The following is a 15,381-nucleotide window of genomic DNA, read 5'->3' as shown; positions in this document are numbered from 1 at the left end:
CCCGCCCTCCAACACTGAACCACCGATGACAAGATGTGTACATCAATTCTCAGTCCGTGCAATATATCGCCTGAAAACTTTTTATTTATCCGAAACCTTGCAAATTTTATCAACAAGACGTATACATCTTTAGGTGCTCGGCCACGGGCGCCGCTCTTTGAGACTCCTGACAAAAACACAAGGGGAACCCATGTCTCGATTTCTCTTCTCTCGCCGAAATGCCATGAAAACCGCCGCGCTGGCATTTGCCGCCTTCTCGGTCGCAGGCCCTTCCCTCGCCGAGACCACCCTCGAAAAGGCGAAGGCCGCCGGCTACATCCGCATCGGCTTCGCCAACGAAGCCCCCTTCGGTTTCGCCACGCCCGACGGCAAGCTGACGGGCGAAGCGCCCGAGGTCGCCAAGGCGGTGCTCGCGAAAATGGGCATTCCGGAGGTCGACGGCGTGCTGACCGAATTCGGCTCGCTGATCCCCGGCCTCAAGGCCGGACGTTTCGACATCATCGCCGCCGGCATGTTCATCAACCCGAAGCGCTGCGCCGAGATCGGCTTCTCGGAGCCGTCATACGGCATCGGCCAGGCCATGCTGGTGCCGGCCGGCAATGCCAAGAAGATCGCCGATTATTCCAGCTTCGCCGACAACAAGGATCTCAAGCTCGCCGTGATGGCCGGCGCCGTCGAGGCGGGCTATGCGAGGGAGGCCGGCGTTGCCGAGGAGCAGATCGTGACCTTGCCGGACCAGTCGAGCCTCGTTGCCGCCGTCCAGTCGGGCCGCGCCGACGGCGCGGCGCTGACCGCCCTTTCCATCGCGGACATGGCGAAGAAGGCGGAAGGCGTGGAATCGACCACGCCCTTCGGCGAAGTCGCCGGCAAGTCGGTCAAGGGTCACGGCGGGTTCGGCTTCCGCAAGGAAGACACGGACCTGCAGGAGGCCTTCAACAAGGAACTGGCTGCCTTCCTCGGCTCGCCGGAGCATCTCGCCCTTGTCGAGCCCCTCGGTTTCGGCAAGGATTACCTTCCGAACAAGACGACCGCCGAACTCTGCCAAGGCGAATAAGCTTTTCGCGCGGGCGGCGATGCCAAGGCCGTCCGCGTCTTCGTCTATGACGGGGGATTTCCGATGTGGATACGCGTGCTCGCCGCCATGCTGGCGGCTACCCTGACGGCCATCGTCATCCTGTCCTTCCAGGACGGTTTCAAGGTCTTCGTGCCCGGCCTGCTCCAGGGTGCCTGGCTGACGGTCCAGATCGCCGTTCTCGGCGCCTTGCTGGCCGTCGTCATGGCGCTGACGGCAGCGCTCGCCAAGCTCTATGGCCCGCTGCCGTTGCGATGGCTGGCGGTCGCCTACATCGAGATATTCCGCGGCACGTCCGCGCTCGTGCAGCTCTTCTGGCTGTATTTCGTGTTGCCGCAGTTCGGGATCTTCATGGATGCGTTTCCCGTCGCCGTGCTGGCGCTCGGGCTGAACATCGGTGCCTACGGTGCCGAGGTCGTGCGCGGCGCCATCCGGGCCGTCCCGAAAGGCCAGTGGGAAGCCTCCACGGCGCTCAACATGACGCGGGCGCAAATGCTCCGGCGCATCATCCTGCCGCAGGCTTTCGTGGCGATGATCCCGCCCTGGGGCAACCTTTTCATCGAGCTCGTCAAGTCGACCTCGCTCGTCTCCCTGATCACGCTCGCCGATCTCACCTTCAAGGCACAGCAGATGAACCAGGCAACGCTGCAGACCGTACCGATCTTCACCCTCGTCCTGCTCCTCTATCTCGCGATCTCGCTGACGATCACGATCTGCATGCGCTTCACCGAGGGATGGGCGGCCAAGGGCGTGCTGCACGGAAAGGCCTCGTGATGTGGGACTGGGCCTTCACCATCGACATCCTGCCCGTGCTGGCGCGGGCCGCGGTCATCACCGTCCAGGCAACGGCGATCGGCTTCGTCATTGCCGCACTCCTCGGCCTTGTCCTGGCATCGATACGGCTCTCCTCCCCGGCGGCGGGCCTCGTCGTCGCGATCCTGGTCGAGCTCGTCCGCTCCACGCCGCTCCTCATCCAGATCTTCTTCCTGTTCTTCGTCCTGCCCAAGGTCGGCATCGTACTGGATGCCTTCACGGCGGGCGTGCTCGCGATCGGCCTGCACTACGCGGCCTATTGCTCGGAGGTCTACAGGGCCGGCTTCGAGAACGTTCCCCGCGGCCAGTGGGAGGCATCGATCGCGCTCAACCTCTCCCCCTGGACCACCTTCAAGGACATCATCCTGCCGCAGGCGCTGCCGCCGGTGGTGCCGGCGCTCGGCAACTATCTGATAGCGCTGTTCAAGGAGACACCCCTGCTTTCGGCGATCGCCGTCGTCGAACTCATGCAACGCGCCAAGATCATCGGCTCGGAGACCTTCCGCTACACCGAACCGGTGACGCTCGTCGGGCTTTTCTTTCTGGTGATGAGCCTCCTGTCCGCGGGACTGGTCCGCGTCTTGGACGGCTGGCTTTCAAGGAGATACGGATGACCGAAATGCCCATGGTCCGCTATGAGAACGTGTCCAAGCGTTACGGCGCCTTCACCGTTCTCGACAATCTCAACCTCGACGTCGCGCGCGGCGAGAAGGTCTCGATCATCGGCCCGTCCGGATCCGGCAAGACGACCGTGCTGCGCATGCTGATGACGCTGGAAAGCATCAACGGCGGCACGCTGTGGGTCGATGGCGAGCCGATGACCCACATGTCGAAGAACGGACGGCTGGTGCCCGCGGATGCTCGGCATATCCGCCGCATCCGCGCGAAGATCGGCATGGTGTTCCAGTCCTTCAACCTCTTCCCGCACATGACCGCCCTCGGCAACTGCATAGAGGCGCCGATCACCGTCCTTGGAATGGGAAGGAAGGAAGCGGAGGAGCGCGCCGCCGAGCTGCTCGACATGGTCGGCCTGTCGGCCAAGAAGGATCACTATCCGGGCCAGCTTTCCGGAGGCCAGCAGCAGCGCGTGGCGATCGCCCGGGCCCTGGCCATGCGGCCGAAGATCATGCTTTTCGACGAGGTCACCTCCGCGCTCGACCCGGAACTCGTGGGCGAGGTGCTTCAGGTCATCCGCAGGATCGGCGCCGAGCACGATCTGACGATGCTCATGGTGACCCACCAGATGGGGTTCGCCAAGGAATTCTCCGATAGGGTTTGCTTTTTCTATCAGGGGAAAATATGCGAACAGGGACCGCCCGCGCAGATCTTCGGCAACCCGCAGAACGAGCGGACGCGGCAATTCCTGAACGCTGTCCTGGAAGCTGGTTGATGGCACAGACCGACAATTCCGGTGCAAAGGAGCAATCCGCCCCTCTCGTCGGCGCGAAAGAGCGTTTCGACCGCATCTACAACACGATCCGCGACCAGATCTGCCTCCTGGAATACGCCCCGGGCACCCGGCTTTCGGAGGAGGAACTGGCAAAGCAGTTCGATACGAGCCGGACCCCCGTTCGCCGCGTCCTTGCACGGCTGGAAGCGGAAGGGCTCGTCGCCTCCGTGCACGGGGTCGGCACGATCGTCACGGATCCCGATCTCGACGAGATCTTCCAGATCTACCGTCTCCGGCTGGAACTTGCCGAACTGGTCGGCAAGCTCGATCCGCTCCCGCGCACCCCGGACGATCTGGACAGGATCCGCGCGCTCATCAAACGCTGCGACGACGAGATGCAGGAACCGTCCCAGCGCGCCTTCCTGCGCCTCAACATGGACTTCTACTGGGAGATATCGGCATTCACCGGCAATGCGGCGCTGCGCGAGGTGAATGAACGGCTGTATCTCAAGATCGTCCGCGTCGTCCTGAAGATGATGCCCAAGCTCGGGCTTGTCGAGGAATACCGGGCATTCCGCGACGAAATGCAGGCCGTCTTGAACGCCGCCGAGATCGGGGATTGGGAAGCCATCGGCTACATCCGCCGGGCCCATCTCTCGATGAGCTACAATCGCATCAAGAATTATGCGAGATGATTTTGACATCGAAGGGCAAGGACTGGCGATCCCGCTCGACGGATGCGGCAAACGCGTCTATGCGGCCCTCGGCCTGCCCCTTCCGGCCACGATCACGAAGAGCAGCGGCACGAAGAAGACACCGAGCACGGTCGCTGCGATCATGCCGCCCATCACGCCGATGCCGATGGCGTTCTGCGCGGCCGAGCTTGCCCCCGTCGCGAAGGCGAGCGGCAGGACGCCGAGGATGAAGGCGAGCGAGGTCATGACGATCGGCCTGAGGCGCATGCGGGCAGCCTCCAGCACGGCGTCGACGACGCTTTTGCCCTGATCGCGCAGGTCCTTGGCGAATTCGACGATCAGGATGGCGTTCTTGGCGGTAAGGCCGATCGTCGTCAGCAGGCCGACCTTGAAATAGACATCGTTCGATTGACCGAATATCCAGGCGGCGACGAGCGCGCCAAGCACGCCGACCGGCACGGCAAGGATGACGGAAAGCGGGATGGACCAGCTTTCGTAGAGCGCGGCAAGGCAGAGGAAGACGACGAGCAGGGAGACGGCGTAGAGCATCGCCTCCTGCGAACCGGCAAGCCGCTCCTGGTAGGACAGACCGGACCAGGCCGCGCTGTAGCCGCCGTCGAGACCGGCGACGAGCGCCTCCATGCGGTCCATTGCATCGCCGGAGCTGGCGCCGGCCTGTGCCGCACCGTTCATGGAGATGGCCGCCGTGCCGTTGAAGCGGGCGAGCGAGGGCGAGCCCTGGATCCATGTCGTCGTCGCGAAGGCGGAGAACGGCACCATCTCGCCATCGCCATTGCGCGCGTACCAGCGGTTGACGTCCTCCGGCTGCATGCGGAAGGGCGCGTCCGCCTGCACATAGACGGGCTTGATCTCGCCGTTATAGACGAAGTCGTTGACGTTGCTGCCGGCAAAGGCCGTGGAGATCAGCCCGTTGATGCCGCTGAGATCGACGCCGAGCGCACCTGCCTTCTCCTGGTCGATCTCGATCTTCAGCTGGCTTTCCAAGGTGCGGGTATTGCCGCGTACATTGCCGACCGTGTCGTCCTGCTGGGCGAGGTCGGCAAGCTGGTTGCTGGCCGCCGTCAGCGCGTCGCGGCCGCGGTTGCCGGTGTCTTCCAGATACATGGAAAAGCCGTTGCTCTGCCCCAGCCCCTGGATGGCGGGCGGCGCCAGCACGAAGACCTCCGCGTCGCGGATCTTGCGGAAATGCGCCGAGGCACGCTGCGAGATGGCGGAAGCCGAAAGCGACGTATCCGTGCGCGCGTCGAAATCCTTGAGACGCACGAAGGCCATGGCGGCGTTTTCGCCGCTGCCGCCGAAGCCGAAGCCGAGCGTCATGAAGACGCTCTGCACGGCGTCCTTCTCCTCCGTGAGGAAATAGTTCTCGACCATGTCGATGACGGCCTGCGTACGGGCGGCATTGGCGCCGGCCGGCAGGGTGATCTGCGTCATCAGCACGCCCTGGTCCTCCTCCGGCAGGAAGGAGGTCGGCAGCTGCGTATAGACCCACCAGGCGCCGCCGAGGAGCGCGGCGAAGAGCACGAGCATGCGCAGCGGCCGCACAAGCATGCCGCCGACGGTGCTCACATAACCGCGCGTCGTCTTCTCGAAACCGCGGTTGAAGCCACCGAAGATGCGCGCCGCCAGCCCGCCATGCGTGGGCTTCAGCAGCATGGCGCAGAGCGCCGGCGTCAGGATGACCGCGACGAGGACGGAGAGCAGCATGGCGCTGGCGATGGTGACGGAGAACTGCCGGTAGATGACGCCGACCGAGCCCGAGAAGAAGGCCATGGGAATGAAGACGGCAGTGAGGACGAGCGCGACGCCGATGAGCGCGCCGGTGATCTCGCCCATCGACTTCTCCGTCGCCTCGCGGGCGGAGAGCCCCTCCTCCGACATGACGCGCTCGACATTCTCCACCACGACGATCGCATCATCGACGAGAAGACCGATGGCGAGCACCATGGCGAACATGGTCAGCATGTTGATGGAATAGCCGAGCGCCGCAAGCACGCCGAACGTTCCAAGCAGCACGACGGGCACGGCGATCATCGGGATGATCGTCGCGCGCAGGTTCTGCAGGAAGAGCAGCAGCACGAGGAAGACCAGCACGATCGCCTCGATCAGGGTCTCCACGACCTTCTCGATGGACAGTTCGACGAAGGGCGTCGTCTCGTAGGAATAGGCGATCTCGACGCCCTCGGGCAGCGAACCGGCGAGGCTGTCGAGTTCGGCATGCACGGCCTCGGCCGTCGTGATGGCATTCGCGCCGCTCGCCAGCTGCACGCCGAAGCCGGCGGCCGGCATGCCGTTGAAGGTCGAGCTCTGGCCGTAGCTTTCAAGCCCGATCTCGACGCGCGCGACATCGCCCAGGCGCACGACGGAACCGTCCGTCGCCGTCTTGAGGATGATCTTCTTGAACTCGTCGGCCGAGGTCATCTGCGTCTGCGCGACGATGCTCGCCTTCAGCTGCTGGCCGCGCACGACGGGCGTCGCGCCGATGGAGCCGGCGGCGACCTGGGCATTCTGCGCCTGAATGGCCGCGGTGACGTCGGAGGGAACCAGCTGGTACTTCTGCATCTGATCGGGATCGAGCCAGATGCGCATGGCATAGCCGCTGCCGAAGGCCTGCACGGAACCGACGCCGTCGAGCCGTTCGATGCGCTCCTCGATGCTGCTCGACATGATGTCGGAAAGCTCCGAGGAGGTGTAGCGGCCGTCGCGCGAGATGATGTTGCCGATCATCAGGATGCCGGAGGGCGAGCGGGAGACGGTGACGCCGGCGTCCTGCACGGCCTCGGGAAGCTGGGATTCGACGCGCGACAGCTTGTTCTGCACCTCGACCTGCGCCAGTTCCGGATCCGTGCCGCTGGCGAAGGTGAGCGAGATGGAGGCCGAGCCGGTGTTCGACGTGGATTCCATGTAGAGCAGGCCATCGAGGCCGGTCATCGCGCCCTCGATCTTCGTCGTGACCGAGTTCTCGACCGCTTCCGCCGTGGCACCGGAATAGGTCGCGCCGATACGGACCGTGACGGGCGCGACATCGGGATATTGCGAGATCGACAGCGAGTAGATGCCCATGACGCCGGAAAGCAGCGTGGCGATCGCGAGCACGATGGCAAAGACGGGGCGGGCGATGAAGAAGCTCGCCAGGGCATTGCGCCGGAAGGCTTCGGTCATTGGGCGGCCTCCGACGCTTCGCCCGCACCGGCGGGGCTGGCGAGGGACTGCTTGACCACGCCGTCCTCATCGATCGTCGCTTCCACGGCCGTCACGGCAGCGCCCGCGGAAATCTTCTGGAAGCCATCGACGATCAGGTGCTCGCCGTCCTTCAGGCCGTCGGTCACGATCCAGTTGTTGCCGCTCGTGCCCTCGGTCGCAAGCTTGCGCTGCTCCACCTTGCTGTCGGGCGAGACGACATAGGCGATGGGATCGCCCGTGCCGCTGCGCTGGACGGCGCGCTGCGGGACGAGGAAGGCGTTCGGCATGGTGCCGAGATCGACGGAGGCGCGCACGAACATGCCCGGCAGCAGGATGCGCTCCGGATTGGGGAAGCTTGCGCGCAGGGTGAAGGTGCCCGTGCTCTCGCTGACATTGACCGTCGCCAGCGAGATCGTGCCGATGGTCTTGTAGTCCTCGCCGTTCTCGAGCGTCAGCCTGACGCTCGGCGCCCCCGCGCCGTCGCGGCCGAGGCGCCCCGCCTCGACATCCTGCCGGATCCGCAAAAGGTTGGCGCTGGTATCGACGAGGTCGACATTGACGGGATCGATCTGGCGGATCGTCGCCAGCGCATCCGTCTGGTTCTGCGTGACCAGCGAGCCGACGCTGACGCCGGCCGTGCCGATGATGCCCGATATCGGCGCCTTGATCGTGGTGTTGTCGAGATCGATGCGCGCCGTCTCAAGGCTGGCCTTGGCCGATTCCACATCCGCCTTCGCCTGCAGCAGCGCTGCCGTCGCCTCGTCCAGCGCCTGCTGGCTCACGGCGCTCTGCGATTGCAGCCGCTGGTTCCGGTCGAAAGCCGACTGCGCCGACTGCTGCGTCGCCTCGGCGCGCGACAGCGTGGCCGCCGCCGCCGCATAGGCCGCGCTGAACTTCGCATCGCGCACCTTGAAGAGGATGTCACCGGCCTTCACCTGCCGGCCCTCGCGAAAATCGATGCTTTCGATGATGCCGTCGATCTGCGGGCGGATCTCCGCCGTGGCGTGCGCCACCACGCGGCCGGAGAGCTGGGTATAACGCGGAACGGACTGCGCCTTCAGCACCACGAAGCCCACCTCGGCCGCGGGCAAGGCCCCTGCGCCGGGCGGAGCGTTTCCACCGCTCTGGTCCGAGCAGGCGGCCAGGAAGAGGCCGGCGGCAACGAGGCCGATCCGCAGGGTTTTCTCGCGCATCATGCACCTTTTCTTCGGAGTGGCGGATCATGCCGCACGCTTGCCATATTTACAAAACTCATGAGTACCATTAATATCCGGATATCGGCATTGTCAATGGCCCGCCTCTGGATAACCTCCATGACCGAAACAACCGCCACAACTCTCCCGGCCAAGCGCCGGAAACGCGGCCGTCCCAGACTCGCGACGCCTGCCGAACAGAGGGCCAAGATCGTCGAGGCGACGCGCAAGCTGTTCCTGGCCGAAGGCTACGGCAGGACGACGATGAGCGAGGTTGCCGCCCATTGCCATATCTCCAAGCGCACGCTCTACGAACTCTTCCCCTCCAAGACCGATCTGCTCGCCGCGATCATCGAGCAGCACCGCACCAGCATGCTTGCGCTTCCTGGCGACTATACGGGCCTGAGCCTCTCGGACGCCCTCGAACGCATCTTCCAGATCGATATCAGCGCGGAAGAGGATAGCGCGCGCGCGGCCTTCCTCAACCTCACCATCGTGGAAGCCGCGCGCTATCCAGAAGTCGGCGAGATGATGAAGAGGCTCGGCGGCCAGCGGGCCCATGCGCTGCTTGCCGAATGGATGGAAGGGGAAAAGCGGGCCGGAAGGCTCTTCGTCGACGATACGACGAGCGCCGCGACGATCCTCATGGACATGATGTTCGGCGCCGTCGTCACGAAGACGGGCGCGGGCGCCGAATGGCCGGGCTTCGACGCACGCAAGGACTACATGCGGCGCTGCATCCGCATCTTCGTCCACGGCACCGGAAAATCGCCCGCTATCTAGAGCATTTCCAGAAAAAGTGCGACGCGGTTCTGCGTCCGGAAACGCGCAAAGACAATTGAACCTGCTCAGACGTATATTTCCCGCTCGCCAAAGGGATCGCCATCCTCGAAATTGCGCGTGCCGATGCGCGAGGTGCTTTCGCCTTCGGCGGTCTGCCGCTGTGCCGAACCCGCCTCCTTCGCCTTCAGCGCAGCGATCTCGGCCTTGAGGCTGGCGATCGCTTCCTTGAGTTCGGCCTGGGCCTCCTCGTCCATCGCTTCGGCAAGCTCGCTCTCCTTGGCCGAGAGCTGCGCTTGAAGCGCGGAAAGGCTGGTGCCGCCGGACGAGGACGTGAGTGTCACGGTTGCCGATGTCGTCGAGGAGACTGCTCCGACCATGTCTATCCACCAGATCGCTTTCGATAGGCCGGAGCGTAGCTGGAACTTATTGAGGTACTCTCAGCGCGCGTTTTGTACCTCCGCGTCCCGCCTCCTCTACCCAGCGATGTCGTGATCGCCGTGATAGCTCGACTGCCGAGAGCGAAAGGTCGCCGTGGCGTTCATCTGGCGCACGATGTCTTCCGCCACGAAGACCGCATGGTCCGTCACCTGGGGCAGGCCCATCAACTCACCGAACGTGCCGCGGGCCAACGGGCCGGCGATGTAGAGGCTATTCAGCGCCTGCCCATCGGTTCCGATGGCGCGGCTTCGCTCGTCGACCGCGATGCCAAGTCCGACGGCATCCGGTTGCAGATCGCCCGCGGTGGCGAGACCCGCGAGGAATGGCTGGCTTGAAAGCACCGACGCATGCCCCGGGCCTGTCGTCACGATCAGGCTGCCATACGTTTCCTGGAACGGCTCCCGCCCATGGCGCGGGCGAAAATCCACGGCAATCCCGCCCTCTGCGGGGCAGGTTACACCGGCGATGGCCGCAGCATGAAAGGAAAGCGTGCCAGCGGCCAGGCGCCGGTCGATGACCGCTTCCACCTGGGGCGCGATACGGAAACGGTGCACGTCCCAATAGGGTCGCAGGAAGCGCGCGACGCGCCGGCGCTCGGCGACTGGCAGAGAGCGCCAGATATCGCCGCCCTGGCCGCGAACCCGGTCGAAAACCGCATGCCAGCTGAGCCCCGCAGCATCGGCCTGGACAAGGCCCTCCCGGATCCGCCGCAGCAAGGCCCGCGCCGAGCGGGATGGCGGATCGGCAAACTCGCCGAACGGCTCCTGAGCGGAAAGGTTGTGCCCGCGCGCGCGAAGGCCGCGGCGCGAGACGGCCGTGATCCTGCCGCGATGCCCCGCGGCATCGAGTGTCGCGATGACGTCCGCTGCGGTGAGCCCCGTGCCCACGACCAGCACCCGGTCGTCCGGGGCGATGCCGGAGAGGGCGCCGGGCACCGTGGCATCCGGGATGTAGCCGGCACGGCCGGAAAGGGCGCGGTGGAGGGTTGCGGGCGGCTGCGGGCTTGGATGCGTCGTCGCGACGACCACGATATCGGCCTCCAGCGCCGGGCCGTCCCCGGTCTCGACATGCCAGCGCCCCGAGCGCGCCGCCGTCAACGCACGGACGCGGCTGCGGCGATGCTCGATCGCTCCGCTCGCGACCAAGGGGGCAAGGTTGTCGGAAACATAACGGCCAAAGGCGGAACGGCGCGCGAAGGCGTGTCCCTCCGGCGTGACGGCCTCCGGATCGTCCGCAAGGGTCCCGCTGCGGACGAGCCAGCGCTGGAAATGATCGCCGTCGTCGGGAAGGAGCGACATGCGCGTCGCGGGCACATTGATGCGGTGCGTCGTCTCGTCCGTATCATAGGCAAGGCCGCCCCCGAGCATCGCCCGGGGCTCGAAGACGACGATCCTCGCGGCGCCGACGGGAAGCCGCCGCACGAGATGATAGGCGCAGGCGGCACCGGTGAAGCCGCCCCCGATGATCGCCACGACTGGCCTTGCCGGCATCCGTTTCACCTCCGCGCCACGCAGCGGCATCGCCGCGTCACGCGCCGACCGATTTCAGCGCCGGGAGCTCGGCGTCGCGCCGCTTCACGGCCTCGATATCCCTGTAGCCGTCGGCCGGATGGGTTTTCGGCAGGTATGGTCCCTCGCCGAACAGCTTCTCCCGCAAGGTACCCTCCCTGTAGGCCGTCGGATAGGCGCCGCGCTTCTGCAGCTCCGGCACGATATGGGCGACGACATCCTCGAAGCTGTCGGGCGTCACCGCATAGGCGAGGTTGAAGCCGTCGACATCCGTATCGGCCACCCATTCCTGAAGGATGTCGGCAATGCGCTCCGGCGAGCCGACGAAGACCGGTCCCATGCCGCCGATGCCGCCGAACCGGGCAAGCTCGTCGATGGTCCACGACTTGTCGCCGCCGGCAATGTGCTCGACGAAGGAGTGGATGGCGTTGGTCTCGATCTTCTCCACCACATCCGTCGGCGCATACTGGCCGAAATCGATGCCGCTCCAGCCGGACATGAAGGTCAGCGAGCCGTCATAGGAAACATAGCTCTTGTAATCCTCGAATTTCTTCTGCGCCTTCTCCTCGGTCTCGTCGGTGATGACGGTGACGAGCGTGTAGATATAGACCTTTCTGGGGTCGCGGCCGGCAGCGGCGATGCGCTGGCGGATATCGGCGACATAGGCCTTGAGCACCGACTTCGTCGGCGCGGCGACGAAGATGCACTCGGCGTGCGCGGCGGCGAACGCCTTGCCCGGCCCGGAGGCGCCGGCCTGGTAGAGAACCGGCGTGCGCTGCGGCGAGGGCTCGGTGAGGCCGTAACCCGGCACCTCGAAATACTTGCCCTTGTGGCCGATCTCGTGGACCTTTTCCGGATGGGTGAAGATGCGCCTGTTGCCGTCGCGCACCACCGCGCCCTCCTCCCAGGAGCCTTCCAGCAGCTTGTAGAGCACTTCCACATATTCGGCGGCGACCTCGTAGCGGTTGTCGTGCCGGCGAAGGCCGCCCTGCCCGACATTCTTCGCGCCGCTCTCCAGATAGGAGGTGACGATGTTCCAGCCGACGCGGCCCTTGGAATGATGGTCGGCCGTCGCGAGGCGGCGGGCGAAGGTATAGGGATGCTCGAAGGAGGTGGACGCCGTGATGCCGATGCCGAGATGCTCGGTGGCGAGCGCGATGGGGGCTGCAAGTTGCAGCGGATCGTTCACCGGAATCTGCGCGGCCTGGTGGATGGCATGATAGTTCGAGCCCTTGTAGACATCGTAGTAGCCGATGACGTCGGCGATGAAGATGCCGTCGAAGACGCCGCGTTCCAGCGTGCGGGCGAGATCCTGCCAATAGTCCAGGTCCTTGTATTTCCAGGACCTGTCGCGCGGATGCGCCCACAGGCCGGGGGACTGGTGGCCCACGCAGTTCATGTCGAAGGCATTGAAGCGGATATGGCGTGCCATGGGTCTCTCCAGGGTATCGGGCCAGGGTATCGGGCCAGGGTATCGAGAATGCCTGGCGGCATTGGCCGGGGCGAAGATAGCGCCTTCTTCCATTAAATACAGAAATTCTATCTTTTATATGTATTAATTTCGGAAACGGCTTTTCTGGCTGCCGTCCGGGGACTCTGGGAAGATGCGCGCAGCGGCGGAAAACCGTGCGCACCCTTTCACCCACCCCGACCGTGGCGACCTGCCCGGGATCGGCCGGAGAGCAGGAGACCGACCATGACCGCCCTACACCTTGTCAAGGAGTCCGACCTTCAGGACGATCGGGCCCGCCTCTTCGCGAAGGCCGAGGAGATTTCCGCCGACCTTGCCCGCCGCGGGGCGCAGCTCGATGCCGACGGCAAGCCGCCGTTCGCGGAAATCGAGCGGCTGAAGACGGAGGGCCTCCTGACCGCGCTGCACCCGGTCGAGATCGGCGGCGGCGGTCTCGACTGGGTGGACGGGCTGCGGCTCGTGCGCATCCTGGCGCGCGGCGAAAGCTCGATCGGCCAGTTGCTCGGCTATCATTTCGTCAACAGCCAGTACGTCTACTGGGCGGCCGACGACCCGGACAAGGCCTGGGACCTCGGCGTCGAGACTGTCGCAAAGAGGCTCTACTGGGGTGCCGCCGTCAACCCGCGCGATCCCGGCCTCACGCTGACCCGCAGCGGCAACCACTACCTGCTCAACGGCCGCAAGACGTTCTCGACCGGCGCGCATGTCTCCGACCGCATCAATGCCAATGCGGCCTTCGGCGACGAGATCGCCAATATCGTGCTGCCGACCGACCGGCCCGGCTACATCGCCAATGACGACTGGGACAATATCGGCCAGCGGCTCTCCGACAGCGGCAGCGTGGAATTCCGGGATTTCCCGGTCTACGAAAGCGACTTCCTGCTGCCGCTTGCGAGGAAGGATGACGCCCCGCCCGTGCAGGCGACGTTCAACACGCCGCTGATCCAGCTCGTCTTCGTCAACTTCTACCTCGGCACGGCGGAAGGCGCGCTGGCGGCAGCCACCGACTATGTGCGCACCACGACGCGCCCCTGGGTCACGTCCGGCCTCGAAAAGGCGAGCGAGGATCCATATATCCTGGAACGCATCGGCGAGTTCCGCGCAGCGCTGAAGGCATCCGCCGCGCTCGCCGATGCGGCCGCCGCCGTCGTCCAGTCGTCGCTTGCGCGCGGCAGGGGCGTCACCGCCCGCGAACGCGGCGAAGCGGCGATCGAGGCCTACGCCGCAAAGGTCAACGCCACCCATGTGGCGCTCGACGTCACCTCGCGCATCTTCGAGCTGACCGGCGCCCGCTCGACGGCCTCTCACCACCGTTTCGACCGCTACTGGAGGAACGTGCGCACCCACACATTGCACGACCCGGTCTTCTACAAGGCCCGCGAAGTCGGCGACTTCGCCCTCAACGGCCGCGTGCCGGAGCCGAGCCTCTATAGCTGAGGCGAGGATCGGCTGACGAAACGAAGGCGGCCGATGGCCGCTTCTTGTTTTTTGGCAGGCACCGTTCCTGCAAGCTTCGCCGCCCTTGGGCAAAAAAAGACCGCAACCCCGAAGGATTGCGGCCAGGTGACCACCCCCACCACGAGGGTTGGATTTCAGAGCGCGCCGTTCTTCGGCGGCGTGACGCCGTTGAGGTGATAGTTGCCGACGACGTGGTACTTCCAGCGCACCGGATCGTGCAGCGTATGGGTGCGGGCATTGCGCCAATGGCGTTCGAGGTTCAGGCCGCGCCTGGTGGCGGACGTGCCGGCCAGCTCGAAGAGCACGTTGGTCGCGTCGATGGCGAGCTCCGTCGTCAGCACCTTGGCGGCGGCCACCGCCAGCGTCGCGGCCACGGCATTCTCCGCATTGAGGTTGACCTGCGCCTGGTCGACCTTGCGCCCGGCCCGCTCCAGCGTCGCCTCGGCCGCCTCGACGCGGATGGCGAGCTCGCCGATGCGGGCGATGGTCAGCGGATCGTCCGCGGCACGCTCGACGCCGCTGTCCGTCCAGGGCCGCGCGGTGTCGCGCACGTAGCCGATCGTCTCCTTCAGCGCCGCGCGGGCGATGCCGAGATCGACGCCGGCATGGATGATCTGGCCGACCGAGCCGATCGTGCCGGGGCGCTCGAACCCCTTCTGGTGCGGCACGACGGCCTCGGCCGGCACGTAGACGTCGCGCAGGATCGTCGTGCCGCTGCCCGTCGTGCGCTGGCCGAAGCCATCCCAGTCATCGACGATCTCGATGCCTTCCGTCTCGCGCGGGGCAAACGACATGGTGAGGCGGTCCTCGTCGTCGAGCGCGAAGATCGCCACCCAGTGGGCGAAGAGCACACCCGTCGAATAGAACTTCCGCCCGTTGATACGGAAACCCGCGCCATCGGGCGTAATCCGCGTGTTGTAGTCACCGACCGTCTTGGTGCCGACCTCGGAAAGGGCGTTGCCGAAGCGGTCGCCGGCGAGAGCCCGGCTGAAGTAGAAGCGCTTCTGCGCCTCGCTGCCGTCGTGACGGAGCGCCTCGAGAATGTAGAAATGGTTCTGCGGGATCTGGCCGATCGAGCTGTCGGCCTCGGAGAGGATCGCCGTGACCTCGGCGAGCACCGCATTGGAGACGTCGATGCCGCCATATTCGGCAGGAACGGTGATGGCGAGGAGGCCGGAGGCGGAAAGCCGGTCCAGCTCCTCGTACGGCAGCGCCCGCTCGTAATCCCGCCGGCTCGCGCCGCCGGCGAATTCGCCGGCAAGCGTGCGGGCGACGGCAAGCGCCTCGTCCTCGCTGGCGATACGATGGGCGGTGTCCTGGGGGTTGGCGAGCCGGGTGACGCTGCTCATGAGAAATCCT

The 15,381-nt window shown here is 65.4% G+C and carries 13 protein-coding genes; 7 read left to right on the top strand and 6 right to left on the bottom strand.

All coding sequences use genetic code 11. The features are described from left to right. Nucleotides 1-223 precede the first annotated feature (223 nt). From ehuB to MUU56_RS06250, 5 genes are all read left to right on the top strand, one after another. Entirely contained in the window at nt 224-1,054 is an 831-nt protein-coding gene (gene ehuB / locus MUU56_RS06270) for an ectoine/hydroxyectoine ABC transporter substrate-binding protein EhuB (RefSeq protein ID WP_244766451.1), read from the top strand. A 63-nt stretch (nt 1,055-1,117) separates the two neighbouring features. After that, a complete protein-coding gene (gene ehuC, locus MUU56_RS06265) occupies nt 1,118-1,846 on the top strand; it encodes an ectoine/hydroxyectoine ABC transporter permease subunit EhuC (RefSeq protein ID WP_244766450.1) in 729 nt (242 codons plus the stop codon). Continuing rightward, nucleotides 1,843-2,499 (top strand): ectoine/hydroxyectoine ABC transporter permease subunit EhuD, encoded by a 657-nt coding sequence (gene ehuD, locus MUU56_RS06260; RefSeq protein ID WP_244766449.1) that lies wholly within the window; start codon nt 1,843-1,845, stop codon nt 2,497-2,499. The genes ehuC and ehuD overlap by 4 nt, the downstream gene beginning before the upstream one ends. Then, nucleotides 2,496-3,275: an ectoine/hydroxyectoine ABC transporter ATP-binding protein EhuA gene (ehuA, locus tag MUU56_RS06255; RefSeq protein WP_280530952.1), complete on the top strand. Its 780-nt coding sequence runs from the start codon at nt 2,496-2,498 to the stop codon at nt 3,273-3,275. Before ehuD ends, ehuA begins: the two co-directional genes overlap by 4 nt. Further along, nucleotides 3,275-3,970, top strand: coding sequence for a GntR family transcriptional regulator (locus MUU56_RS06250; RefSeq protein ID WP_244766448.1), 696 nt, complete (start codon nt 3,275-3,277; stop codon nt 3,968-3,970). Before ehuA ends, MUU56_RS06250 begins: the two co-directional genes overlap by 1 nt. A 57-nt stretch (nt 3,971-4,027) precedes the next feature. On the opposite strand, the gene MUU56_RS06245 is transcribed toward MUU56_RS06250, so the two are convergent. After that, nucleotides 4,028-7,123, bottom strand: a complete 3,096-nt coding sequence (locus tag MUU56_RS06245) for an efflux RND transporter permease subunit (RefSeq protein ID WP_244766649.1) — start codon at nt 7,121-7,123, stop codon at nt 4,028-4,030. 23 nt (nt 7,124-7,146) lie between these two features. Then, on the bottom strand, nt 7,147-8,367 hold the full coding sequence (locus MUU56_RS06240) for an efflux RND transporter periplasmic adaptor subunit (RefSeq protein WP_244766447.1): 1,221 nt from the start codon (nt 8,365-8,367) through the stop codon (nt 7,147-7,149). Between the two features lie 117 nt (nt 8,368-8,484). Here MUU56_RS06240 and MUU56_RS06235 point away from each other — a divergent pair, with 117 nt between their 5' ends. Further along, nucleotides 8,485-9,147, top strand: a complete 663-nt coding sequence (locus tag MUU56_RS06235; protein WP_244766446.1) for a TetR/AcrR family transcriptional regulator — start codon at nt 8,485-8,487, stop codon at nt 9,145-9,147. Nucleotides 9,148-9,212: 65 nt separating this feature from the next. Here the strand turns inward: MUU56_RS06235 and MUU56_RS06230 are convergent, their stop codons facing one another. From MUU56_RS06230 to MUU56_RS06220, 3 genes are all read right to left on the bottom strand, one after another. Then, nucleotides 9,213-9,524 carry a hypothetical protein gene (locus tag MUU56_RS06230; protein WP_244766445.1) on the bottom strand — a complete coding sequence of 104 codons (312 nt, stop codon included), beginning with the start codon at nt 9,522-9,524 and terminating at the stop codon, nt 9,213-9,215. A 96-nt stretch (nt 9,525-9,620) separates the two neighbouring features. Further along, a complete protein-coding gene (locus tag MUU56_RS06225; protein ID WP_244766444.1) occupies nt 9,621-11,075 on the bottom strand; it encodes an FAD/NAD(P)-binding protein in 1,455 nt (484 codons plus the stop codon). Nucleotides 11,076-11,112: 37 nt separating this feature from the next. Further along, nucleotides 11,113-12,525, bottom strand: coding sequence for an LLM class flavin-dependent oxidoreductase (locus MUU56_RS06220; protein WP_244766443.1), 1,413 nt, complete (start codon nt 12,523-12,525; stop codon nt 11,113-11,115). A gap of 264 nt (nt 12,526-12,789) precedes the next feature. Here MUU56_RS06220 and MUU56_RS06215 point away from each other — a divergent pair, with 264 nt between their 5' ends. After that, nucleotides 12,790-14,001, top strand: a complete 1,212-nt coding sequence (locus MUU56_RS06215) for an acyl-CoA dehydrogenase family protein (protein WP_244766442.1) — start codon at nt 12,790-12,792, stop codon at nt 13,999-14,001. Between the two features lie 155 nt (nt 14,002-14,156). On the opposite strand, the gene MUU56_RS06210 is transcribed toward MUU56_RS06215, so the two are convergent. After that, the gene (locus MUU56_RS06210; protein WP_244766441.1) at nt 14,157-15,371 is read right to left on the bottom strand and encodes an SfnB family sulfur acquisition oxidoreductase; all 1,215 of its coding nucleotides are present in this window, start codon (nt 15,369-15,371) and stop codon (nt 14,157-14,159) included. Between the last annotated feature and the right edge of the window lie 10 nt (nt 15,372-15,381).

The sequence above is a fragment of the Shinella yambaruensis genome (assembly GCF_022899355.1).
GTDB classification, from domain to species: Bacteria; Pseudomonadota; Alphaproteobacteria; order Rhizobiales; family Rhizobiaceae; genus Shinella; species Shinella yambaruensis.
Note: the sequence above shows the minus strand (reverse complement) of the source record. Positions and strands in the feature narration are given on the sequence as shown.